This is a genomic window from Streptosporangium sp. NPDC023963 (assembly GCF_040639135.1).
Classification (GTDB): Bacteria; Actinomycetota; Actinomycetes; order Streptosporangiales; family Streptosporangiaceae; genus Streptosporangium.
This window is the reverse complement of the sequence record NZ_JBEZZK010000004.1, coordinates 103,808-125,709: the sequence shown is the minus strand read 5'-3', so window position 1 is coordinate 125,709 and position 21,902 is coordinate 103,808. Positions and strand designations below refer to the sequence as shown.

Below are 21,902 nucleotides of genomic sequence, written 5' to 3'. Positions count from 1 at the left end.
TCGGACCCGTGGCGCGTCCCGCGATCCGGGTCCCGTCTTCCCCGCAGGGGAGGCCCCGGGGCCTTCGCCGCCGGGTGGTTCGTGTCTCAGGCGGGTTTCTCCGCGGGGGCGGGGCTGGGGGCGGGGCTGGGGGCGGGGGTGTCGGGCGGGTCGGTTCGCGGGTGCGGGGGCGGGTCGCTGAGCTGGTCGCGCAGGTAGTTCCAGACGACGGCGATCAGGGCGGCGACGGGTACGGCGAGGAGGCTGCCCACGATGCCGGCGAGGTTGCCGCCCAGGGTGACCGCGAGGAGGATCACCGCGGCGTGCAGGCCCAGGCCACGGCTTTGCACCATGGGCTGGAAGACGTTTCCCTCGAGTTGCTGGACGGCGACGATGATGGCGAGCACGATGAGGGCGTCGGTGGGGCCGTTGGAGACCAGGGTGATCAGGACGGCGACGAAGCCGGCGAACAGGGCGCCGATGATGGGGACGAAGGCCGAGACGAAGGTCAGGACGGCCAGGGGCAGGACGAGGGGGACGCCGACGATCCACAGGCCCAGGCCGATGAAGAGGGCGTCGAGCAGGCCGACGAAGGCTTGGGAGCGGACGAAGGAGCCCAGGGTGTCCCAGCTGTGGGCGGCCACGGTGGGCAGGTCGGTGGCCAGGCGGCCGGGGAGCTGGCGGGTGAGCCAGGGCAGGAACCGCGGGCCGTCCTTGAGGAAGAAGAACATCAGGAACAGGGCCAGGACGGTGGTGACCAGGCCGTTGAGGATGGTGCCGACGCCGGTGACGGTGGCGGTGACGATGCTGCCGACGCTTGACTGGATGCGGGTGGTGGCGGTGTCGAGGGCGGTGCTGAGCTGGTCGGCGCCGATGTTGAGGGGTGGTCCGGCGGCCCAGTCGCGCAGGCGTTGGATGCCGTTGCCGACGCCGGTGGCCAGCTCGCCGGCCTGGGAGGCGACCGGGACCGCGATGAGGACCAGGGTGCCGGCGGCGACCAGCAGGAACAGAACGGTCACGGCGGAGGCGGCCAGGGTGGGGTGCCAGCCGTGTTGTCGCAGGAAGCGGGTGATGGGCCAGGTCAAGGTGGTGAGCAGCAGGGCGATCACCAGGGGCCAGACGATCGACCACATCTGGCCCAGGATCCAGAGGATGACCGCGGCCATCAGCACGACGAGCAGCATCTGCAGGGAGATCCGCGCCGAGGTGCGCAGCGCGGTGCGGGTCTTCGCGACGTTCAGCGGGGCAGGCACGAGATCACCTTAGACATAGCCGGCTCACACCGCAGGCATAGCCGGCTCACACCGCACCATCACGGGAACCCGGCCGGACCCGCTGCGGGCGGGGCGGCCCGCGCGGGAGCCGGCGCTTTTCGCCGACGCGGGGAGGGTGTTGGATGAGTGCATGCGTGAAGTGGACGGAGAGCACGAGCCGGTGCGGACCGCGGCGGATTCGGAGAGCCCGTCCACCTCACCGTGGAACGCGCCGTCGTTTCCGCCCCACGCCCGCGACACGGGGGAGTGGCGCCCCACCCGTGGCGTGCCGGGCGGGACGCCCGCTCCCGGGGTGAGCGGTCCCGGCACGCGGCAGCCCCCCGGAGACGGTCCCGAGCGCCGTTCGCGCGCCGGGCGCCCGCTCCAGGCCGGGCCGATGCCGGGGCCGATACCAGGGCCGATACAGGGGCCGATGCCGGGCCGGCGCGAGGGTGGGGGAGGCCGGCTCCTGCCGCAGGCCGGGACGCGTCCGGCGCCTCGTGCCTTCAACCAGCTCGCCCTCGGCTCCTACAACGAAAAGCTGGTGATCGAGAGCATCCGGCAGGCCGTGTCCACGAGCAGGGTGGAGATCGCCGAGCGCACCGGTCTCACGCCGCAGGCGGTGTCGCGGATCACCCGTAACCTGCTCACCTCGGGCCTGCTGACCGAGGACGCCCGCCAGTCGGCGGGCGCCGGCAAGCCGCGCGTGCCGTTGCGGCTGCGCCCTGACGCCGGTTCGGCCATCGGCGTCCACCTCGACCCGAAGATGATCACTGTGGTGGCCGTCGACCTGTGCGGCGACCTGCTCGACCAGCGGCACCTGCCCCTGCCGGAGCAGGCCGACCCGCAGTGGTGCCTGGCGCAGATGACCCGCCTGGCACTGGAGTCCGCCGAGGCGGCCCACCCCGCCTCCGAGGCCCTGCTGGGTGTGGGGGTCGCCGTGCCGGGCCCGCTCGACCCCCGCGCCGGCCTGCTGCTCGACCCGCCGCTGTTCCGGGACTGGAAGCACGTGGCGCTCAAGGCCGAGCTGGCCACCCGGCTGGACGTCACCGTCATCGTCGAGAAGGACTCCACGGCGGCGGCGATCGGCGAGCGCTGGCTGGGCGCGGCCGACCGCGCCGACGACTTCGTCTACCTCTACCTGGGCGCCGGTGTCGGCAGCGGCGCCTTCCTCAACGGCGACGTCTACCGGGGACGTACGGGCAACGCGGGCGAGGTCGGCCAGCTGTGCGCGATCGCGACCGGCCGGCTCACCCCGGAGGGCGGTCCCGACCTCGTCCCCGAGTGCGCCCCGACGTCCGCGGTGGTGGACCGTGCCGGCGCCGCGGGCATGGTGGTCCCGCCGGGCGACGCCGCCTACGAGTGGGTCTGCGAGGCCGCGGCGCGCGGTGACCGGCGGGCGGTCGCGGTGATCGAGGAGGTGGCCCGCGTGATCGGCCTGGGCGCCGCCGGGCTCATCGACCTGCTGGACGTCGAGCTGCTCATCATCGGCGGGCCCGCCGTCCTGCCCGCCGTGGCCGACATCTACCACGGGCAGATCGCCGCCGCCGTCAACGGGTTCCCGATGGCCAGGCACCTGCGCGAGGTGGAGGTCGCCCAGTCGCACCTCAACCGGGCCGCGGCGGCGGTGGGGGCCGCGTCCAGCGTGTTCCACGAGGTGTTCACGCCCAGCCTGGGCTCACGGGCGCGAGCGGCGCACCCGGACGCCGTGTGACCGCCCCCGCCGGGGGCGCGGGGACTTTACAGAGACGGTGACCGGGATTCCACGTGGATTGACATAGTCAATCCAATGGATTTACATATCCGTAACCTCCGTCACCCCCCACCGAAGGCTAATTCGTGAATAACCGCCACAAACCCCTCCTGAGGGCGGCGCTGGCCGTCTCCCTCCTCGCGGCCGCCCTGAGCTGGTCGGCCGCGACCCCGGCCCTCGGCGCGCAGGCCGCCGCCCCGCCCACCGTGAAGAACAAGGTGTACGCCGGTTACCAGGGGTGGTTCAACGCCCAGGGCGACGGCTCGCCGCTCAACCACTGGCGGCACTGGTCCCGCGGGACACAGCCCTCACCGGGCAACCAGACCTTCGAGCTCTACCCGGACATGAGCAGGTACCCCGCCTCGGCCGGATACCAGACCGGGTACGCGGCACTCGGCAACGGCCAGCCGGCGACGCTCTTCTCCTCCTACCCGACGGCCGTGATCGACCAGCACTTCCAGTGGATGAGCCAGCACGGCATCGACGGCGCCGCGATCCAGCGCTTCGGCGCCGACGTCGTCGAGCCGGGCTCGGCCAACGCCCAGGTCCGCAACACGATCACCTCCAGGGCCAGGGACGCCGCCGAGAAGCACGGCCGCGGGTTCTACGTCGAGTACGACGTCAGCGGCCTGACCGACGCCAACGTGGAGCAGGTCCTCACCCGGGACTGGACCGACGTGGTCACCGGTCAGCTCCGCCTCACCGACTCTCCGGCGTACGCCAGGGAGAACGGCAAGCCCGTGGTCGAGATCTGGGGCTTCGGCTTCTCGGACCGCCCCGGCACGGCCGCCCAGGCCGAGCGCATCGTGCGCTGGTTCAAGGACCGCGGCCTGTACGTCATCGGCGGCGTGCCGCGTGAGTGGCGTTCGGGCGCGGACGGCAAGCCCGGGTTCGGCCCGGTGTACCGGGCGTTCGACATGATCTCGCCGTGGATGGTGGGGTACGTCGGCGACACGAGCGGGCTGCTCGCCGGCGACCGCGACGCGCTGAACGCGACCGGCCAGGCCTACCAGCCGGTCATCTACCCGGGCTTCGCCTGGTCCAACTGGAACGGCGGCGCGCGCAACATGATCCCGCGCCGGTCCGGCGACTTCATGTGGGAGCAGGCCGTCGGCGTGCGCCGGGCGGGGGTGCCGCAGGCGTTCATCGCGATGTTCGACGAGTACGACGAGGGCACGGCACTCGCGCCGGGCGCCGAGGACTCCTCGCAGGTGCCCACCGACCAGTACTTCCTGACCACCAGCGCCGACGGCAAGTACGTGTCGTCCGACTTCTACCTGCGCCTGGCGGGCAGGGCCACCCGCATGATCACCGGCCTCGACCCGCTGGTGACCACGGTGCCCATCCCGCTCAGCGCCGGTCCGGTCTTCTTCCGCACCAGCGTGGAGCAGGGCACCGACGCCCAGCCGACGTGGACGAACACCCCGGGCGGCGGCGGCACCACCAACGTCACCGGCCAGTCGCTCGCGGTCGCGACGGGCGAGGACAACCAGATCGGCGCGTCCGCCCTGCGCATCCGGGGCAGCGCCGCCTCCACCGCGGCCTCGCACGCCTACTTCCAGGTGTTCGACGTGAACATCCCGGTGACCGCCGCGACCAAGCTGCAGTACTCCTTCCTGCCGAAGGACGCGGGCGGCCGCAACGTCGCGGTGGACTTCGTGATGACGGACGGCACCACGCTCCGCGACAGCGCCGCCGCCACGACCACCGGCACCGACATGCACCCGGGCGCGGCCAAGGGCACGATCGGCTCGTGGACGCGGATCCAGAGCGACTTCGGCTCCGCGCTGAACGGCAAGACCATCGACAGGATCCTCGTCGGCTACGACCGCGCCGGCGCGGCCGGCGCCTTCACCGCCTACATCGACGACATCACCATCACCAACTCCTGATCCGTGTCCGTGTCCCCGGCCGGGGTACGGCGCCCGCCGCGGCGCCGTACCCCGGCCGGGTCATGCCACGGGCGGGGGAGGCCCGTGGCGGCTTCGCCCGCGTCGGCCACGGTGTCCTGGACCGGTGCCCCGGCGTCCGCGCCGTCCCGGCCGCACCGGAGCCCGCCGTGCGCGCTCCCCGGGACTTCGGGGACACTGGGCCGGGTACCCCATCCGGAGGAAGAGCATGAACGCACGTTCCGAGGCGGGCGGCCGTCTCACCGCCATGGGCACACAGCTGCTCGAAGTGCACATCTGGCTTCGCGAGATGCTGGAGGACCTCCAGGACAGCGTCGACGCCTACTTCGACGGCAAGGGGCTTCCGCCGCGGGACCTGCGTGCCCACTGTCTTTCCTTCTGCACGGCGTTGACGCGCCACCACACCGGCGAGGACAGGGGCGCGTTCCCGGCGATCGCCGAGGAGTTCCCCGAGCTGCGCAAGGTGCTCTCCGAACTGCGCGCGGACCACAACCAGCTGGACTGGCTGCTGGGGAACCTGCGGAAACTGCTCGAGTCACTCCCGGAGAAACCGGACCCGGCCACGGCCTCCAAGGTGCGCGAGGAGGTGACGGCGCTGTCGGCGATCATGCAGACGCACTTCATCTACGAGGAGAAGAAGCTGATCTCCGTGCTCAACTCGATGGACGTGCCCGAGTGGCGCGAGAACCGGCCGGACTTCCTGCTGATCGACGACGAGGACGGGCCCGCGGCTCCTTCCCGGTGAGGCTCCGCACCAGGCCGCGGCACCCGTACGCGGGTCGCCCCGAACAGGGTCAGCCCCTGGGACGCCACACCACGACGGTGAAGGGACCGCCGCCGGTTGGTGCCGACGGGCTGGGTGGTGTCGATGAACGCGCCGGCCACCACGCCGCGGCTGATCGCGTCGGGGAGGAAAGCGCCGATGTCGCGCATCTGCCCGTTCTGCCAGAGATATGCGTGGTCTCTGACGTCACCGGCGACAGTGGACGTTCCGGTGATCCGGCCCTCGTCGTCGATGCCCGTGGCGATGCTGCGCCGACCACCGGGGAGGGTCCCCAGGTCGGTCAGCCGACCGTCCTCCCAGAGGAAACACCGGGGCACCGTTCGACCGCTCGAAGAGATCGGGACCGGTGAGGCAACCTGGACGGTGAGTCGTGCATGGAAGAGGTATGCGATCTCAGATTCGACGAGCGGTAGTGGAACCGCCGCCGGCGGCGGAGCGGCCGGTGGGCGGGGTTTCCGGAGACGCCGCCGTGGCCGAGTTGTTCCTGGCCCACCGGCTTGGCCTCGTTCGTCTGGCGTTCCTGCTGGTGGGGGACCAGGAGACGGCCGAGGACATCGTTCAGGACGCCTTCGCGGCGCTCCAGCGCCGGTGGAGCCGGTTGGCCGACCACGACCGGATGCTGCCCTACCTCCGGGTGGCCGTGGTGAACGGGTGCCGCATGGTCCACCGGCGGCGGGCGATCGTCGGCCGGTTCACCGGTGACCGGGAGATTCCGTTCTGGTCGGCGGAGGCCGCCACCTTGCTGGGCGAGACGCGTCGTGAGGTGTTGGTGGCCGTACGCGCGCTGCCGCGCCGCCAGCGCGAGGCCGTGGTGCTGCGCTACTACCTCGACCTGTCGGAGGCGGAGATCTCCGAGGCCATGGGGGTCAGCCGCGGAACGGTGAAGTCGACCACCTTTCGAGCCCTCAGGGCGCTCGCCGTGAAACTGGAGGAGACCCGATGAGCCCGCGGATCGAAGACCGGCTCCGTGACGCCTTCGCCGCCGGTGCCGGACTGGTACGCGCCGAGGCCCTGCGTCCCGACGAGGACGCCGTGCGGGTGGAGACCGCCCCGCGCCGGCGCGGGCTCGCCCTGACCGTCCCGCTGGTGGCGGCCCTCCTCGTCGTGGCCGTGAGCGTGGCCGTCCCGGCGTGGATGCGCGGCCCGGCCGCGGTGGAGCCCACGGTGGAGCCCACAGCGAAGCCCACGACGGAGGTCTCCCCGGGACCGCGTTTCCTGCTGGTCGCCGACGACGACGGGGTGACGGTCCGCGACGCGCTCACCGGGACGGTCATCGACCGGGTCGGGGTGCCGCGAACCCCGGAGGGGAGCTTCCGGGATCCCGGCGGGTACCTGCTCGCCGGGACCGGCGAGGGTACGGCGTTCTACGTCGCCCGGAGTGTCACGTCCCGCCGGACGCACGTGAGCACCACCCGGTTTCACCGGGTGCGGGTCGACGAAATGGGGAAGGTGGCCGATCTGACCCGTGATGTGATCCCCGCGGTGACCGGTACGGCCGCGAGTTCCCTCGCCGTCAGCGGTGACGGCGCCCGCCTGGCCTACAGCCTCGACGGCAGGGCGTGCGGCGAGGACAGGACGTCGCTCCTCTGCCCCGGGGCCCGGCTCGCGGTCGTCGATCTGCTCGCGGGGACGACACGCGTCTGGACGACGGACGCCGTGGAACGGATCGAGCACCTGTCGTGGGCGGCCGATCGCCGGACGCTCGGTTTCGTGGCGAAGTCCGAGGCCCGGGTCCTGGACACGGCCGCCGCCGGCACCACGCTCGCGGCCGCTCGCGTCGTGGCCGGGGGGCAGGAGGTCACGGCCGCGACGATCAGCCCGGACGGGCGCACCATGCTGGTCGGCCGCACCCAGTCGCGTATGGGCCGGGTGAGCCACTACCGCATCGACGAGTACCCCGTCACGGGCGGAGGCAAGATCAGCGGGCTGGTCGCCGCGAGCCTCGGCGACAGGACCGCCGCCAGATGGCGGCTGATCCGCTACGACATCACCGGGCGGCACGTGCTGTTCATGGGCGACGTCTTCCCGCTGAGCAGATGGGACGACTGGAAGATCACCGCCCTGGTCCACCGCGGTCCCGGGGACCCACGCTCAAAGAGTTCGCCGCGGCAGGCGCTGGGGGCGGCCTGGTGACCGCGAGGTCGTTCCGGCCCCGCGGGATCCCGCACCCGGGAGAGGCGCCTCCCGGGTGCGGGATCAGACGAAGCGGAGGTAGCCGATGACGTTGTTCAGCATCTCCGGGTCGTTCTCGGGGAAGCGGGCGACGAAGGTGCGGAGCCTGCCGGTGTCGTCGAGGGCCGCCCAGAGGTAGGCGACCTCGGCGTCGGGGAGCGTCATCGACCAGGCGGTACCGGGAAAACCGCCGAAGATCGCGTCGGCCGGGGGCCGGGTGCTCAGCGGGCGGGCGGGGAGGGTGCGCTCCAGTTGTTCGCGGACCGTGCTCAGGATCCGGGCGCGGGACGCGGCCGAGGCGGGCGGGGCGATGCGCAGGACCCTGACCGCCAGGTGGTGGAGCTTGCTCGGGGAGGTCAGGTCGGCGGTGCCGGCCCGGTCGTGGGAGAGGGTCCAGCCGTCGGGGCGGCAGAGGGCGATGCCGCCGGCCCAGTCGGCGTACCCGGTCAGGCCGGTGCCGGTGCCGGTCGACAGGGTGGCGCCCGCGCCGGCCAGCAGGCGGCCCTCGGCGTAGAACTCGACACGATACTCGCCGCTCGCGGGGCAGGCGGCGTCGACGACCGTCCAGGGGGCGGTGCCCGAGGGCTGTTCGAGCGGCCAGGGCTGGATGCTGACCAGGTCGGAGCGCTGCAGCCACTCGTCGCCCGGCCGTGCCCGGTAGTAGACGATCGAGGCCATCCTGGCGCCCTTGAACATGCCCTCGTAGGAGAGCCTCGCCTGGATGACGGCACCCTGCGCGGCCACCCTGACCGCCGGGATCCGGGCCGACGGCGCGGGCCGCGCGTTCGGGGCGAGCTCCTCGCCCTGGGCGCGCACCAGCTCACCCTTGATCTCCTGGGCGAGGGGCCGGGCGTGGTCGCGCTGGGCGGCCACCAGGTCGAGGGTGGTACGGGTGGCGGCGTAGAGCTCGTTGCGTTCGGTGGGGTCGGGGCGGCTCCTGATCACCCGGAGCAGCTCGGTGGCCGCCCGCCTGGCCTCGGCGGTCTTCTTCTGGCCGAGCAGGGCCAGCAGCAGGTTCATCCGGGGTATCGGCGGGCCGGGGTTGAGCGCGACGGCGGCCCGGCTGTGCTCCTCGGCCGCCTCGTAGTCGGCCAGGTGGATCTCGAAGCCCCCCAGGTTGACCAGGGCGGTGTACTTCTCGTCGCCGCCGTACTCGACCGCCTTGGCCATGTCCGTCACCGCGGCCTCGTACGCGCTGCGTGAGGCCGTGCTGAACACGTACGCCGACGTGGCGCGCTCGGGGCTGGCCGCCATCACGCGGGCGCTCGCGCGATGCTCGTAGGCGACCGCGTAGTCGTCGCGCAGCGCGATCGCGCGGGTGTAGTGGGCGATCGCGCTCTCGTACTCGCGCAGCCCGGCGAGACGGTCGCCCTCGGCCACGGCCGTGATGGCCGCCCGGGGCGTCGTGACGGGCGGTACGGCGAGGAGGACGAGGGTGCCCGCGACGGTGACGGCCACCATCGCGGCGGCGGGCCACACCAGGTGGTTCCGGTTGGCCTCGCCGACGGTCAGGGACAGGCCGAACAGGGTCAGCGCGACCGCGAGGAGGGCGGTCCCCGCCGAGTAGGTGTTGCTCCTGTCGCCCCATGCGCTCGCGGTCTCCTGGGTCGCCTCCTGCTCCAGGCCCGCCACGGTCGCCTCCCTGTTGAGGTCGCCGAGGTAGCGCTGGGCGGCGGCCGCGTCGGCGCCCAGCAGCGGGGAGGAGTCGTCCAGCTTGCCGTACGCCTGCCGGAGCCGGTCGGCGACGGCCTCGTGCTCCCGCTCGCCGAGCAGCGTGGCCCGCAGGGACTCGAGGTCGTGACGGCGCTTGACGGTGGTGGCGGCGCCGAGGTTGGCGGTGCTCTCCATGGAGTCGGCCGTAGCCCCCGCCTGGGCGGCCAGCGCGGTGACGGAGGCGCGCTGGGCCTCGCGGGCGTTCCTGTCCTCCTGGGCGCCCGCCTGCCCCCCGAGGTAGGTGAGCATTCCGGCGAGCAGGCCCACCGTGGTCATCGTGAGCGCGAGCCGGCGCTTGAACGGGGTGTCGAACTCCTCGTCCGTCATGGCGGGTCCCTCTGTCATACCGGCGCCAGGGAGAGCCACAGGGCGAGGGCGGTGAGCAGCCCGTACCCGCAGAGGGAGGCTCGCAGGAGCCGGTCGCGCCGCGGTGGCGCGACGAGGCGGGCGACGGTCAGCAGGAGCACGATCGCGAGGGTGCCGCCGACGGTGAGGGTGAGATGGCCGACCCGGTCGTGCAGGGCGTCGGCGCGCCGGGCGGTCCGGGCGGGCTGGTCGCCCGGCACCGTGAAGATCTCGTGGTTGCGGATCACGGCGGCCTCGCTCATCTCGTAGTCCCACCTGGCGGAGGCGCCCGCGCCCGGCAGGTGGCGGCGGTCGATGTACTGGTCGACGAGGAAGCCGTCGGCGATGTCGCGAAGGGCCCTGGCCTCGTCGGGGTCGACGGCCTCGATCGCGTCGGCCTGGGCGTGGAGGGCCCGGTAGTGCACGACCTGGCCGCCCCTCGACCGGCTGCTCATGTGCGCCACCACGCCCGCCGTCCGTACCTGGATGGTCTCCACCACGGCCTGCCGGTCGGTGTCGATGGCCTGCGAGTTCAGCCGCACCGCCGCGTACGAGGCGGCCGCCCCGGTGATCGTGGACAGGCCGATCGCGATCGCGACGATCCGCTCGTACGGCCGGGCCCCGCCCCGCTCCCCGCCGCCCCGCCTCGGGAAGCGGAAGCGCCGCTTGCGGGGCGGCTTCCTCGGTTCGGCCGCGCCGGCCCTGCGGAGGGTCGTGATCCTCGCCCGCAACGACCGCACGGCGCCGTGCTGGGGGCGGCCGTTCCGGTCACCCGCGGGGACGCCGCCGGAGCGCTCGGCATGGCCGGGATCGGGCGCGTTCCCTTCCGCTTCGGGGGGCATGCGAGACCTCCGGCTCAGGGGCTGGCAGGCGCGGTCACCGTGCCGGTCCGTGGTCAGTTGATGACGATAACGGCATCGAACCACGGAGTCGACAGGGACGACAGCGGACTGCGCAGTTTCTCCACGCCCAGCCGGTAGGTGCCGGGGTTCAGCCCGCCGAGAGGCAGGTAGCGGCCGGTGAGGTTGGAGGCGCTGCCGGTCCAGAAGCCGTGCTGCAGCGAGCGGAGGACCGTCACGGGTCCCGACGCCAGGCGCGGGTGGACGGCGGAGAGGTTGCCCGACAGCCGGAAGCGGGCGCCCGCCGCCGAGTTCCGGCCGGCGGTGCGAACGGTGGAGAAGATGAAGTAACGGTGGTTGTATCCGGCGCCCGACGTCAGCGGCGGGCAGTCCACCGCCACGACGGTGCCGCGGACGGTGCCCAGCCGCAGCGGATCGGAGTAGGAGCCCGAGCCGGCCAGGGAGCGGCAGTTCACCGTGGTGACCGTGGTCACCGGGGCGCCGGCGGTCTCCGCCGACGCTTGGGCCGCCGGCCACTGCGCCGTTGTGAGAATCAGCAGCGCGGTCGCTCCCAGGTGTGCGAAGCCCGTTCTTTTCATGATTCCCCCATTTGTGTCGTTTGATGCGAGTGCATGTGTGACCAGATGTATCGGGGAAAGAGGGCCGCCGTATATCCCAACTTTCTGGGATGGGCGGTGGAGCGGCTTTATGATTTGCGGCATGCTCCCTGATTCGGTTGGTTTCGAGCAGCGGCTTGCCCGGCAGCGCAGCGCCCTCGACGTGCTCGACGTCACCGCCACCGCGGTCCTGAGGCGGGTGCCCGCTGACGTGTGGTGCACGGTCCTGATAGATCCGTCCACCCTGCTGGACACCGGCGGGCAGAACGAGGCGGGCTTTTCCCCGGAATATCTCCCTCGCCTGTTCGAGATCGAACATGTCGAGGCGGATGATCCGGGTAATCTTCGCGAGCTGGCGAATGGCGCGTCCACCACGAGTCTTCTCAGCCGCGCGACAGTCGGAAATATCCACTCTAGTAAGTACTATCAGGACATTTTGCGCCCGCAGGGACTTGGCGACGAACTACGGGTCGCCCTTCGTGACGGCCCGCACGTCTGGGGTCTGCTGGTGATGTGCAGGGAGCACGGTGCCGCGCCGTTCACCGACGCCGACGAGGCGGCCGCCGCCAGGTTGGGCCGCCCGGCGACGGCCGCGCTGCGGCGCTCGCTGCTCCTGTCCGGAGTGGACACCGGCGCGGTCCCGGACGCGCCCGGCCTGGTCGTCGTCGACCGGGAGGGAACCGCCAGGTCGATGTCGCCGACGGCGCGCACCTGGCTGGAGCTCCTCCAGGACGGATCCCCGGAGCACGCCCGGCCGCTGCGCGCGGTGGCCGCCGCCGCGCTCGCCTCGGGAATGGCACGTTCCCGCGCGCTCACCCGGTCAGGCCGATGGGTGGCTCTCCAGGCGTGGTCGATGGGACAGGAGGAGGAAGGACTCGTCGCCGTCTCCCTCAGCCCTCCCGAGCCGGGAGAGCTGACCGCGGTCATCCTCGGCGCCTACGGTCTGAGCGAGCGCGAGCGGCAGATCACCCAGCACGTCATGCGCGGCCACTCCACGACACAGATCGCGGGCCGGCTGAACATCAGCCCCCACACGGTCCAGGACCATCTCAAGAGCGTCTTCGCCAAGACCGGCCTGGGCAGCCGGCGCGCGCTCGTCGCGGACATCTTCTTCCGCCACTACCTGCCGCATTTCGGCGAGGGACCGCTGTCGACGGACGGGCGACGCCTCGCGGGATAGACGGTCCGGCTCGTCACGCCGTCGCGCGGGCGCCGGACCCCGCCCGCGCGGGACTCGGCGGACCGGCCGTGACCCCCTCGACCGCGCCCTGGCCGTTCCGGACCGCCCCACCTGACGGGGCGGGCCGCGGGCCCTCAGATCTGACGGGAGGCGGGCCGCGGGCCCTCAGATCTGACGGGGGCGGGCCGCGGGTCCTCAGCCGCCGATGTTGACGACGCTGGTGAGGATGACCACCGACTCCTCGTCGGCCTCCAGCGAGTGCCGCCGCTGCGGGATCGGAGCGGTCTGGCCCGCGCCGAGCGCGACGGTCCGATCCTCGTCGATGAGCCTGACCCGCCCCGACAGGACGTGCAGGCTCGCGGCCGGTGGGGCGTCGTGGTCACCGAGGGCCGTCCCCGCGGTCAGCGCGATGATCGCCTGGCGCAGCGTGCCCTCGTTGAGGTAGGTGTGGGCGCTGCGGCCGTGCGAGCTCGCCCGGGCGAGGGTGAGGTGTTCCTCGGCGAGAGCCAGTACGTCGATCATTGGGTTCCTTCCGGTCGCTCTGAACCTGCCCTGGGCGGGCGGGGCACAGAGCCAGGCGAAGGTAAAGTCATCCGTCCCGCCGTGCGGCGGGCCGCTCGTCGAAGCGTATGGCCCTGAGCAGGTTCGCGGCGGGACGGTCGAGGATCGTGACGCTCGCGGCCGGGGGGAACGCGCCGCCCCGGGCCCGGTCGATGATCACTCGCCAGCGGCGGCAGTGCCGGGCGAAGGTCGCGCTCGTGACGACCCTGCCGCGCGAGAGCTGTCCCTCGCGGGCCGTCCTCGGCTCCACGTCGAGCAGGATCAGGTGGACCTCGCTGCCGACCCTGCGGGCCAGCCAGGCGAACCCGTACAGGATGTGCGGCCACGTGCCGCGGGTGTGCGCGACGACGGCGTGCCCCTTCAGCAGGGCGCGGGCGATCCGCACCACGTGAGTGGTGTGCACGAGCGGGATGCGGGCTCTCGGGGGGACCGGGCCCAGGTAGCGGGCCCACCAGTTGCGGGACTGGCGCGAGTCGATGACGCGGGCCTCACCGGCGCGCACCGGTTCCCTCTCGTCGCCGCTCAGCCCGTACAACCGGTCGAGCAGGGTGCTCTTGCCCGCGCCGGGGAGCCCTGCGAGGAGCACCAGCGATCCCGCCGGGTAGTGCAGATCGTCGACGGAGGACCGGCTGGCCGGTGTGGTGGCCATCACGTGCACCTCGCTGGTATGGGGAACTTCTCTCATAGTGCGTCTCGCGGCCTTCCAGTGGCGGGATCGAGTTCGCCTTCGGTCCGGCGGGCACCGGAGGGGACGAACCTGGCGAAGATCGGACCGAGGGCTACTCGTGAGGCGCGTCCGGAGACGGTGGTGGACGACGGCCGGGACGGTACGGTCCGGCGACGGCCACGGGGCGGGTCGCGGCGGGGGAGCGGCGAGGTGGGGCGTCGCGCCGGAAGGCCGGGGAGACCTCGAAGGCTCCGGAAACCCGGGAAACCCGGGAAAGCCGGCAAGGCCGGGAAACCCCGGAGACACGGCCCCGCAGGGGCGGGCGCCCTGGTGGGGGAACGCCTGTGAGGTGGTGCCCGGAGGGGGAGGGGACTGTCAGGGGCATGCTCGCTCCTCGAATGCGCTCGGCCATTCGAGGTCTCCTTCACCCGCACCTCGCGGGCGACCGCCCGGGGACGCCACAGGGCGTCCGTATTGACCGGGCCGGTTCTTGGGAAGTACTCCCCTCGTTCGTTCAAGGTTAAAGGAAACCGGGCGGTGGCGCGGTCACCGACGGGTGACTCTCCCGGGTGGCGTCGTGCCGGGGCGCCCGCGGGGGGAATCGGGAGTCCAGATCACCGGTCGACCGTCCTCGATCTCCGGTTCCCGGTCCGCTTCCCGCTCGCTGCTTCCCGGTCCCCGCTCGCTGCTTCCCGGTCCCCGCTCTCCGCTTCCCGGTCTCCGCTTCCCGCTCGCTGCTTCCTGGTCCTCGATCTCCGGTTCCCGCTCTCCGGTTCCCGGTCTCCGCTCAGCGCTCCTCGTTCCCCGGTCCGGACGCGCCGCGGCGCCGGCACCCCTCCGGCGGTCCGCGCGGACCGGCCTGTCGGCTCGGTATCGCGGTCCGCCGGTATGGGGTGCCGGCGCAGCCGGAGAAACCCCCGGGCCCTGGCGCCCGGCGGTGGTCCGTCAGTGATTTTGACGCGCTCCTCGGAATGAACGGCCAAGGATCCAGCCCGTGCCGCTCTCGCGACACCTCTGTGGCTTCCCGCTTCACCGACCTGGGCCACCGAGACGGTGGTCTTACCGGGTCTCCGCAGGCTTTCGAGCCCTCACGAGCTCGGTTCCCGCCCGTCCGGCGGTACCTGGCGCGAGCGCCTCACCGAGCGCCAATCCGCGGTGAGGGCGAATCGGCGCCTCTTGCCTCGCTACGAGGGAGAAGTCCGCATCACCTCCGGGATGAACATCGGAGCACTACAGGCGGGTTCAGTAGCCGGAGTTGTTCGACCCGGAGTTGTTCGATCCCGAGTTGTTGGACCCGGAGTTGTTGGACCCGGAGTTGTGGGAACTCGGGTGCGAGGAGGAGGGGGAGGGGGAGGCGTTGCCCGTGGGGGAGCTCGTCGAGGTGGCTGCTCCCGAAGGCCGGATCAGGCCGAGCAGGCCGTGCGTGCCGCCGTCGCTGCCCGCGCTGAACCACAGGGAGTTCGTGCCGCCGACGGTCTCGGTACCGGGCTCCAGGTCCCACAGGCCGCCCAGGGTGATGGCCCTGCCATCGGAGGAGCGCAGCGGGCCGAGCGGGCGGCCGTTGCGCGGGTTGTAGGCGTTGATCCGGCCATCGCCGAAATTGCCGACCAGCAGGGCCCCGGAGTGGGCGCCGAACCCCTTCGGGGCCAGCGTCATCGCCCAGGGGGCGTTGAGGGCTCCGCGCGCGGCGAAGCGGCCGACGAACCGGCCCGAGCCGTTGAACTGGCTGACGAACCCCTTGCCCTGCCCGGCCACCGACTTGCCGGTCTCGGGGTCGCGCTTGGCGTACGCGACGAGGATGGAGTTGCCCACGACCTCCACGTTGAACGGCGCGTAGTCCTCCGGCAGGCCGGGGTCGCGGAACGCGCGGCGGCCGAACGAGATCCGGTCGAAGTCGCCGTCGAAGACGTGGACCCGGTTGTGGGCGAAGTCGGCGGCCAGCAGCATCGCCCCCCGGTTCGTCTCGGCGAGGGCCAGGCCCTTGAAGTCGGCGCCCTTGACGAACGCGCTGATGATCGCGTCGTCCGGGTCGGCCTCGGCGTTCCAGCCGGTGATCGCCCCGCTGGGGCTGGCGAAGATGAACGTCGCCGGTCCGGAACCGCCGGGACCCTTGACGACGAACTCATCGCCCTTGTTGACGACCTGCCCGGTGGGCCTGCCGCCGGGGACGCGTACCTGCGTCTTCTCCTGCTTCACGGTGCCCGCGCCGCCGGAGTAGACCGTGGCCAGGCCGGTGCCCGCGGCCGAGACCCACAGGGTCTTGCCCATGGCCAGTCCCCACGGGTTGACCAGCGTGGGGTCGGTGACCGCGGCCCGTCCGCTGACGTCCGAGACCAGGTTGGTGACCGCGAAGTGGTTTCGCAGGGACTGCCGACCGGCTTTCTCCGGGCCGCTGCCGGCCTTGGTCTGTTTCGCTCCGGCCTGCGCCTGGTGGGTCCCGGCGGACGCCGTACCGGCGACGCCCATGACCAGGACCGTGGCGCAGATCGTGACGATGCGTACTCGCATTCATGGCTCCTCTGTGAGGGAGTGCCTTTCGCCGCGAGATACGCGTGGGGTTCGTGCGCGGTTCAGTCCGTTTCGGAAAGGCCCGGGCCCGGGAGGAGCCGGGAGGGCGGAAAGGGCGGCCCGTGACCGCCGGGTGGGGCGGCCACGGGCCTGATCCCATGAGCGTCACACCGGGTCACGGCGACTCATGGCCGCGGCGCGCGCCAAGGGAGGAGAAGGCGCGCCCGCGGGGTCTCGCGAGGTCCCGCCGAGGGGTGAGGATCAGCGGAGGATCAGCGGAGGGCGGCCGCCTCGGTGGCCAGCTTCTCGATCCTGGCGTAGTCGCCGGTGGCGAGCGCGTCGGCCGGGGTGAGCCAGGTCCCGCCCACGCAGCCGACGTTCGGCAGCGCGAGGTAGTCGGGGGCCGTCGCGAGCTTGATGCCGCCCGTCGGGCAGAACCTGACCTGCGGCAGCGGGCCGCCGAGCGCCTTCAGGTACGGCAGGCCGCCGGCCGCCTCGGCGGGGAAGAACTTCATCTCGGTCACCCCGCGCTCGGCGAGTGCCATGACCTCCGACGCGGTCGCCACCCCGGGCAGGAACGGCACCCCGCTGACCTCCATGGCGTCGACCAGGCCCGGCGTGGTCCCCGGGCTGACCAGGAACCTGGAACCGGCGGCCACGGAGGCCGCCACGTCGGCCGGGGTGCGGATGGTGCCCGCGCCGATCACCGCCTCCGGGACCTCGGCGGCGATGCGCGCGATGGCGTCCAGGGCGGCGGGGGTGCGGAGGGTCACCTCGATGACCGGCAGGCCGCCCGCGACCAGGGCGCGGGCCAGAGGGACCGCGGTCTCCGGGTCGTCGATCACGACGACCGGGACGACCGGGGCGATGTCGAGCAGACTCATGTGAACTCCAGGGTGGACAGGCGCTGGTTCAGCCAGGCCGCCGCGCCGGTCAGGGCGGGCTGGGGGGCCACGATCAGCGCCGTGGCGATGCCGGAAAGGTAGTCGTTCAGGGTCGGGGTGGCCTCGAAGCGACGGCGGAAGTCGCTGGAGCGGACCCGGTCCACGATACGCGGCAGCACGCCGCCGCCCAGGTAGACGCCGCCCCGCGCGCCGAGGGTGAGGGCGACGTTCCCGGCGAAGGTGCCGAGCATGGCGCAGAAGACCTCGACGGTCTCCGCGCACAGCGAGTCGTCCATCCGGGTCACGATGTCGGAGGCGGACAGCCTCGGCGCGTCGGTCCCGTGGACGAGCGCGAGCCCCCGGTGCAGGCGCGACAGTCCCGGCCCTGACAGCAGATGCTCGGCCACCACGTGCTCCAGGCCGTCCGCGCGCAGTGCCCGGACGATCTCGTGGTCCCGCCGGTCGAGGACGGGCGCGGTGACGTGCCCTCCCTCCCCGGGGATCGGCACCCAGCCCTCGGCGGCGGGCACCAGGCCGCCCACGCCGAGACCGGTCCCGGGCCCGAGCACGGCCTTGACGCCGTGCGAGGGCTCGGGGCCGCCCAGGGAGACCAGGTCGTCGCCCCGCAGGTGCGGCAGGGACGCGGCCAGGGCCTCGAAGTCGTTGAGCAGCCAGGCGTTCGGGATGCCCAGGTCGCGTATCGACCCCGTCCACCCGGCGTTGGTGAGCCGGTAGCGGTCGCCCTTCACGGGCCCCGCGATCGCGACGCACGCGGCTCCCGGCTGAACTCCGCCCGCATGATCTGCGATATAGGCGGCTACGGCTTCGGGTAGGCCATCGTGTTCCGCGCCCGCGAGCACGGCCACCGCCTCGGGCTGTCCACCGGGCTCGGTGACCAGCCCGAACCGGGCGTTGGTGCCGCCGATGTCGGCGACGAGCCAGGGAAGGCTCACGAAATCTCCTTCGCGGATCGTGCGGCCGTGGCGGGCCGCCCGAGGTTCACCGGCCGTACGACCTCCACGGGCCGCGCGACCGGCGCGGACGGAGACCGTACGACCTCCACAAGCCACGCGACCGGCGCGATCCGCGCGACCGGCGCGACCCGTGCGGACGTGGGCCGCGCCGACGGAGACCGTACGAATGCGGATCGTGCGAATGCGGATCGTGCGAAGGAGACGGTGGTGTGTTCCCTCACGCACGGATTCCGCTCTGGGCGGTCGCCAGGCGGGTGCCGTTCGCGACGGCCTCGGCGTGGCCGTTCAGGGCGAAGACGCCCGCGCCGCGCTCGGCGGGGCCCGCCGCGCGGCGGAAGGCGCCGAACAGCTCGCGGCCGGTGCCCACCCACTGGGCGTCGGTGAGCGGCGCGCCCTGAACGGGCCTGGCGGCCAGTTCCGCGGCGGGGACCAGCAGCTCCAGGGTTCCGGCGGCGGCGTCGAGGCGGATCGGGTCGCCGTCCCGCACCAGCGCGATGGGACCGCCGTCGGCGGCCTCGGGCGACAGGTGGATGGCGGCCGGGACCTTGCCGGACGCGCCGGACATGCGGCCGTCGGTGACGATCGCCACCCGCTGCCCCCTGTCCAGCAGCACCGCCATCGGCGGGGTGAGCTTGTGCAGCTCGGGCATGCCGTTCGCGCTCGGCCCCTGGTAGCGGATGACCGCCACGAAGTCCTGCCCGTCCAGCTCTCCCGCGTCGAAAGCGCTCAGCAGCTCCAGCTGGTCGTCGAAGACCTTGGCCGGGGCCTCGATGACCAGGTGCTCGTCCTTGACCGCGGAGACCTTGCTGACCGCGCGTCCCAGGTTGCCGTCGAGCATGTGGATGCCGCCGTCGGCGGAGAACGCGTCGGAGACCGGGCGCAGCACGTCGAGGTCGGCGCTGCCCTCGGTGCGCTCCTCCCAGACCAGCTCGCCCTCCTTCAGCTCGGCGGCCGAGCGGTAGTGGTCCAGCCCGCGCCCGGCGACCGTCAGCACGTCGCCGTGCAGCAGCCCGGCGTCTAGCAGGTCGCCGATGAGCACCTGCATGCCGCCCGCGGCCTGGAAGTGGTTCACGTCCGCCTGGCCGTTGGGGTACATGCGGGTGAGCAGCGGCACGGCCTTCGACAGCGCGGCCAGGTCGTCCCAGAGGAGCTCGATGCCGGCCGCCGCGGCGATGGCGACGATGTGCATGGTGTGGTTGGTCGAGCCGCCGGTCGCCAGCAGTGCCACGCAGGCGTTGACGATCGCCTTCTCGTCGACGACCTCGCCGACGGGGGTGTACTCGGGGCCGTGCGCGGTCAGCTCGACCGCCCGCCTGCCCGCCGCCTTCGTCAGGGCCTCGCGCAGCTCGGTGCGCGGGTTGACGAACGTCGAGCCGGGCAGGTGCAGGCCCATGACCTCGATCATGACCTGGTTGGAGTTGGCGGTGCCGTAGAAGGTGCAGGTGCCGGGGGAGTGGTACGACTTCGCCTCGGCGTCGAGCAGCTCGTCCTTGCCGACCTTGCCCTCGGCGAACAGCTGCCGGGTGCGGGCCTTGACCTTGTTGGGCAGGCCGGAGGTCATCGGACCGGCGGGAACGAAGATCGCGGGCAGGTGGCCGAAGTGCAGCGCCCCGATCAGCAGGCCTGGAACGATCTTGTCGCAGACGCCGAGCATGAGGGAGGCGTCGAACATGTCGTGCGAGAGCGCGATCGCGGTGGCCATCGCGATGACCTCGCGGCTGTAGAGCGACAGCTCCATGCCGGCCCGGCCCTGGGTGACGCCGTCGCACATCGCGGGCACGCCCCCGGCGAACTGCGCGACGCCGCCCGCCTTCCTGACGGCCGCCTTGAGGATCGCCGGGTAGGCCTCGTAGGGCTGGTGCGCCGACAGCATGTCGTTGTAGCTCGACACGATCGCCACACCCGGCTTGACGTTGGCGCGCAGGTCCCGCTTGTCGCTCTCGCCCACGGCGGCGAAGCCGTGCGCCAGGTTGGCGCAGCCCAGGCTCGCCCTGGCGGGGCCGCGCAGGCGGGCCGCCTCGGCCTCGGCGTGCAGCCGGTTCAGGTACGCGGTGCGGCTGGGGCGGCTGCGCTCGACCAGACGGTCGGTCACCTCCTGGATCACGGGATGCATCCGGCCTCCTCGGTCGTAATCTGCGTCGTCGTTTCCGGTGCGGTGGTCGTTCGGGTCCGGCTGCCCGGCTCGCGCGCTCACGCCTGCCCCTCCTCGTGCCAGACGCGGCCGCTGCGGCCGACCAGCTCGTGGGCGGAGGCGGGGCCCGCGCTGCCCGCCGGGTACGGCTCGGGCGGGGTGCCCTGGGACTCCCACTCGGCGAGGATCGGATCGATCCACCGCCAGGCGGCCTCGACCTCGTCGCGCCGCATGAACAGGGTCGGGTTGCCGGTGAGGACGTCCATGAGCAGCCGCTCGTAGGCCTCGGGCACCCGGCCGGTGAAGGTCTCGGCGAAGCTGAGGCTCAGCGGGACCGGCTTGAGCGCCACCTCGCCCGCGCCCGGCTCCTTGGCCATGATGTTCAGCTGGATGCCCTCGCTCGGCTGCAGCCGCAGCACCAGCCGGTTGGGCGTGCTGCCGGGGAAGATCGAGTGGGGCACGTCCTTGAACTGCACCACGATCTCCGAGCAGCGGTTCGGCATGCGCTTGCCCGTCCGCAGGTAGAACGGCACCCCGGCCCAGCGCCAGTTCTTCACCTCGGCGCGGATCGCGGCGAAGGTCTCCACCCGGCGGGAGTCCTCGGTGGGCGCGGTGCTGTCGGGCTCGTCGAGGTAGCCGGGCACCTGGACACCGCCGGACTCGCCCGCCGTGTACTGGCCGCGTACGGTGAAACGGTCCACCTCGCCGCCGGTGACGGCCCGCAGCGACTGGAGGACCTTGACCTTCTCGTCGCGGATCGACTCGCGGTCGTTGCGCGACGGCGGCTCCATCGCCACCAGGCACAGCAGCTGGAGCAGGTGGTTCTGCACCATGTCGCGCAGCGCGCCCGCGTGGTCGTAGTAGCCGCGGCGGCCCGGGGTGCCCACGGTCTCGGCGACGGTGATCTGGACGTGGTCGATCCAGAGGGAGTTCCAGATCGGCTCCAGGAAGGCGTTGGCGAACCGGAGCACGAGGAGGTTCTGGACCGTCTCCTTGCCGAGGTAGTGGTCGATGCGGTAGATCTGCCGCTCCTCGAAGATGGCGCCGACCTCGTCGTTGATGCGCAGCGCGCTGGCCAGGTCGCGGCCGAGGGGCTTCTCCAGCACCACCCGCGAGGCGGGGGTGACCAGGCCGGCGCGGTGCGCCTCCCGGCAGAACGGGCCGAACGTCATGGGCGGGCTGGCCAGGTAGAACACCCGGTCGCGGTGCTCGTGCCCGCCGAGCATCCCGGCGAGCCTGGCCCACCCGGTCGGGTCCTGGCCGCCGATGTCGACGGTGACGTGGTGCAGGCGGCCGAGGAAGCGCTGCCAGGTGTCGAGGTCGTCCACCGGCACCGAGCCGCGCACCTCGGCGTCCACCTTGCCGCGGAAGTCGGCGTCGTCGAGCCCGCCGCGGGACATCGCGATCACGCGGGTCTCGGGGGCGAGACGCCCGTCGCGGTCGGCGTGGTAGAGCGCGGGCAGGAGCTTCCGCATGGAGAGGTCGCCTGTGCCGCCGAAGACGATGAGGTCGGCGGGTTGCGGGGTCTCAGACATGGGGCGGCGCTCCGTAGTGATCTACCAGTAGTGATCTACCAAAATTGGGTATAGATCGGACACTAGCTAGATCTTGCGCTCTACACAAGCGGAGTTT

Annotated in this window: 17 protein-coding genes and 1 pseudogene; 6 read left to right on the top strand and 12 right to left on the bottom strand. The window is 72.4% G+C overall.

The window, feature by feature from the left end:
• Window positions 1–86 precede the first annotated feature (86 nt).
• Window positions 87–1,232: an AI-2E family transporter gene (locus AB0F88_RS15100; RefSeq protein WP_362682873.1), complete on the bottom strand. Its 1,146-nt coding sequence runs from the start codon at window positions 1,230–1,232 to the stop codon at window positions 87–89.
• A 151-nt stretch (window positions 1,233–1,383) separates the two neighbouring features.
• Here AB0F88_RS15100 and AB0F88_RS15095 point away from each other — a divergent pair, with 151 nt between their 5' ends.
• The 3 genes from AB0F88_RS15095 (at window position 1,384) to AB0F88_RS15085 (ending at window position 5,640) form a co-directional block, all read left to right on the top strand.
• Entirely contained in the window at window positions 1,384–2,946 is a 1,563-nt protein-coding gene (locus tag AB0F88_RS15095) for an ROK family transcriptional regulator (RefSeq protein WP_362682870.1), read from the top strand.
• A gap of 125 nt (window positions 2,947–3,071) precedes the next feature.
• Window positions 3,072–4,877: a glycoside hydrolase family 71/99-like protein gene (locus tag AB0F88_RS15090; protein WP_362682867.1), complete on the top strand. Its 1,806-nt coding sequence runs from the start codon at window positions 3,072–3,074 to the stop codon at window positions 4,875–4,877.
• A gap of 226 nt (window positions 4,878–5,103) precedes the next feature.
• A complete protein-coding gene (locus AB0F88_RS15085; protein WP_362682864.1) occupies window positions 5,104–5,640 on the top strand; it encodes a hemerythrin domain-containing protein in 537 nt (178 codons plus the stop codon).
• Between the two features lie 185 nt (window positions 5,641–5,825).
• Here the strand turns inward: AB0F88_RS15085 and AB0F88_RS15080 are convergent.
• Window positions 5,826–5,996, bottom strand: a pseudogene (locus AB0F88_RS15080) (hypothetical protein); the annotation flags it as partial.
• A gap of 125 nt (window positions 5,997–6,121) precedes the next feature.
• Here AB0F88_RS15080 and AB0F88_RS15075 point away from each other — a divergent pair.
• Together AB0F88_RS15075 and AB0F88_RS15070 are read left to right on the top strand one after the other, a co-directional pair.
• Window positions 6,122–6,622 (top strand): SigE family RNA polymerase sigma factor, encoded by a 501-nt coding sequence (locus tag AB0F88_RS15075; RefSeq protein WP_362682861.1) that lies wholly within the window; start codon window positions 6,122–6,124, stop codon window positions 6,620–6,622.
• On the top strand, window positions 6,619–7,812 hold the full coding sequence (locus tag AB0F88_RS15070) for a hypothetical protein (protein WP_362682858.1): 1,194 nt from the start codon (window positions 6,619–6,621) through the stop codon (window positions 7,810–7,812). Before AB0F88_RS15075 ends, AB0F88_RS15070 begins: the two co-directional genes overlap by 4 nt.
• Window positions 7,813–7,875: 63 nt before the next feature.
• Here AB0F88_RS15070 and AB0F88_RS15065 read toward each other — a convergent pair whose 3' ends face one another.
• From AB0F88_RS15065 to AB0F88_RS15055, 3 genes are read right to left on the bottom strand one after another with little or no spacing between them, the layout of a single operon-like run.
• Window positions 7,876–9,891, bottom strand: a complete 2,016-nt coding sequence (locus AB0F88_RS15065) for a tetratricopeptide repeat protein (RefSeq protein ID WP_362682855.1) — start codon at window positions 9,889–9,891, stop codon at window positions 7,876–7,878.
• 14 nt (window positions 9,892–9,905) lie between these two features.
• Complete coding sequence (locus AB0F88_RS15060; RefSeq protein ID WP_362682852.1) at window positions 9,906–10,751, bottom strand: hypothetical protein; 846 nt, start codon at window positions 10,749–10,751, stop codon at window positions 9,906–9,908.
• 53 nt (window positions 10,752–10,804) lie between these two features.
• Window positions 10,805–11,347: a hypothetical protein gene (locus AB0F88_RS15055; protein ID WP_362682849.1), complete on the bottom strand. Its 543-nt coding sequence runs from the start codon at window positions 11,345–11,347 to the stop codon at window positions 10,805–10,807.
• 121 nt (window positions 11,348–11,468) lie between these two features.
• Here AB0F88_RS15055 and AB0F88_RS15050 point away from each other — a divergent pair, with 121 nt between their 5' ends.
• Window positions 11,469–12,545, top strand: coding sequence for a helix-turn-helix transcriptional regulator (locus AB0F88_RS15050; RefSeq protein WP_362682846.1), 1,077 nt, complete (start codon window positions 11,469–11,471; stop codon window positions 12,543–12,545).
• A 195-nt stretch (window positions 12,546–12,740) separates the two neighbouring features.
• Here the strand turns inward: AB0F88_RS15050 and AB0F88_RS15045 are convergent, their stop codons facing one another.
• The 7 genes from AB0F88_RS15045 to zwf all read right to left on the bottom strand — a co-directional run bounded on the left by AB0F88_RS15045 (window position 12,741) and on the right by zwf (window position 21,805).
• Window positions 12,741–13,067 carry a cupin gene (locus AB0F88_RS15045; RefSeq protein ID WP_362682843.1) on the bottom strand — a complete coding sequence of 109 codons (327 nt, stop codon included), beginning with the start codon at window positions 13,065–13,067 and terminating at the stop codon, window positions 12,741–12,743.
• Window positions 13,068–13,134: 67 nt separating this feature from the next.
• Window positions 13,135–13,755, bottom strand: coding sequence for an AAA family ATPase (locus tag AB0F88_RS15040; RefSeq protein ID WP_362682840.1), 621 nt, complete (start codon window positions 13,753–13,755; stop codon window positions 13,135–13,137).
• Window positions 13,756–15,015: 1,260 nt separating this feature from the next.
• Entirely contained in the window at window positions 15,016–16,281 is a 1,266-nt protein-coding gene (locus tag AB0F88_RS15035) for a TIGR03118 family protein (RefSeq protein ID WP_362682837.1), read from the bottom strand.
• Window positions 16,282–16,553: 272 nt separating this feature from the next.
• Window positions 16,554–17,165 carry a bifunctional 4-hydroxy-2-oxoglutarate aldolase/2-dehydro-3-deoxy-phosphogluconate aldolase gene (eda, locus tag AB0F88_RS15030; RefSeq protein ID WP_362682834.1) on the bottom strand — a complete coding sequence of 204 codons (612 nt, stop codon included), beginning with the start codon at window positions 17,163–17,165 and terminating at the stop codon, window positions 16,554–16,556.
• Window positions 17,162–18,118, bottom strand: a complete 957-nt coding sequence (locus AB0F88_RS15025; RefSeq protein ID WP_362682831.1) for a glucokinase — start codon at window positions 18,116–18,118, stop codon at window positions 17,162–17,164. Before AB0F88_RS15025 ends, eda begins: the two co-directional genes overlap by 4 nt.
• Before the next feature lie 238 nt (window positions 18,119–18,356).
• A complete protein-coding gene (gene edd, locus AB0F88_RS15020) occupies window positions 18,357–20,252 on the bottom strand; it encodes a phosphogluconate dehydratase (RefSeq protein ID WP_362682828.1) in 1,896 nt (631 codons plus the stop codon).
• 77 nt (window positions 20,253–20,329) lie between these two features.
• Window positions 20,330–21,805: a glucose-6-phosphate dehydrogenase gene (gene zwf / locus AB0F88_RS15015; RefSeq protein ID WP_362682825.1), complete on the bottom strand. Its 1,476-nt coding sequence runs from the start codon at window positions 21,803–21,805 to the stop codon at window positions 20,330–20,332.
• Between the last annotated feature and the right edge of the window lie 97 nt (window positions 21,806–21,902).

Bases quoted from the DNA above. Each gene is read 5' to 3' on its own strand.
- AB0F88_RS15045 (WP_362682843.1), bottom strand. From the start codon at position 13,067: ATGATCGACGTACTGGCTCTCGCCGAGGAACACCTCACCCTCGCCCGG.
- AB0F88_RS15055 (WP_362682849.1), bottom strand. From the start codon at position 11,347: ATGAAAAGAACGGGCTTCGCACACCTGGGAGCGACCGCGCTGCTGATT.
- AB0F88_RS15050 (WP_362682846.1), top strand. From the start codon at position 11,469: ATGCTCCCTGATTCGGTTGGTTTCGAGCAGCGGCTTGCCCGGCAGCGC.
- eda (WP_362682834.1), bottom strand. From the start codon at position 17,165: ATGAGTCTGCTCGACATCGCCCCGGTCGTCCCGGTCGTCGTGATCGAC.
- AB0F88_RS15085 (WP_362682864.1), top strand. From the start codon at position 5,104: ATGAACGCACGTTCCGAGGCGGGCGGCCGTCTCACCGCCATGGGCACA.
- edd (WP_362682828.1), bottom strand. From the start codon at position 20,252: ATGCATCCCGTGATCCAGGAGGTGACCGACCGTCTGGTCGAGCGCAGC.
- zwf (WP_362682825.1), bottom strand. From the start codon at position 21,805: ATGTCTGAGACCCCGCAACCCGCCGACCTCATCGTCTTCGGCGGCACA.
- AB0F88_RS15035 (WP_362682837.1), bottom strand. From the start codon at position 16,281: ATGCGAGTACGCATCGTCACGATCTGCGCCACGGTCCTGGTCATGGGC.
- AB0F88_RS15070 (WP_362682858.1), top strand. From the start codon at position 6,619: ATGAGCCCGCGGATCGAAGACCGGCTCCGTGACGCCTTCGCCGCCGGT.
- AB0F88_RS15040 (WP_362682840.1), bottom strand. From the start codon at position 13,755: ATGGCCACCACACCGGCCAGCCGGTCCTCCGTCGACGATCTGCACTAC.
- AB0F88_RS15095 (WP_362682870.1), top strand. From the start codon at position 1,384: ATGCGTGAAGTGGACGGAGAGCACGAGCCGGTGCGGACCGCGGCGGAT.
- AB0F88_RS15060 (WP_362682852.1), bottom strand. From the start codon at position 10,751: ATGCCCCCCGAAGCGGAAGGGAACGCGCCCGATCCCGGCCATGCCGAG.
- AB0F88_RS15065 (WP_362682855.1), bottom strand. From the start codon at position 9,891: ATGACGGACGAGGAGTTCGACACCCCGTTCAAGCGCCGGCTCGCGCTC.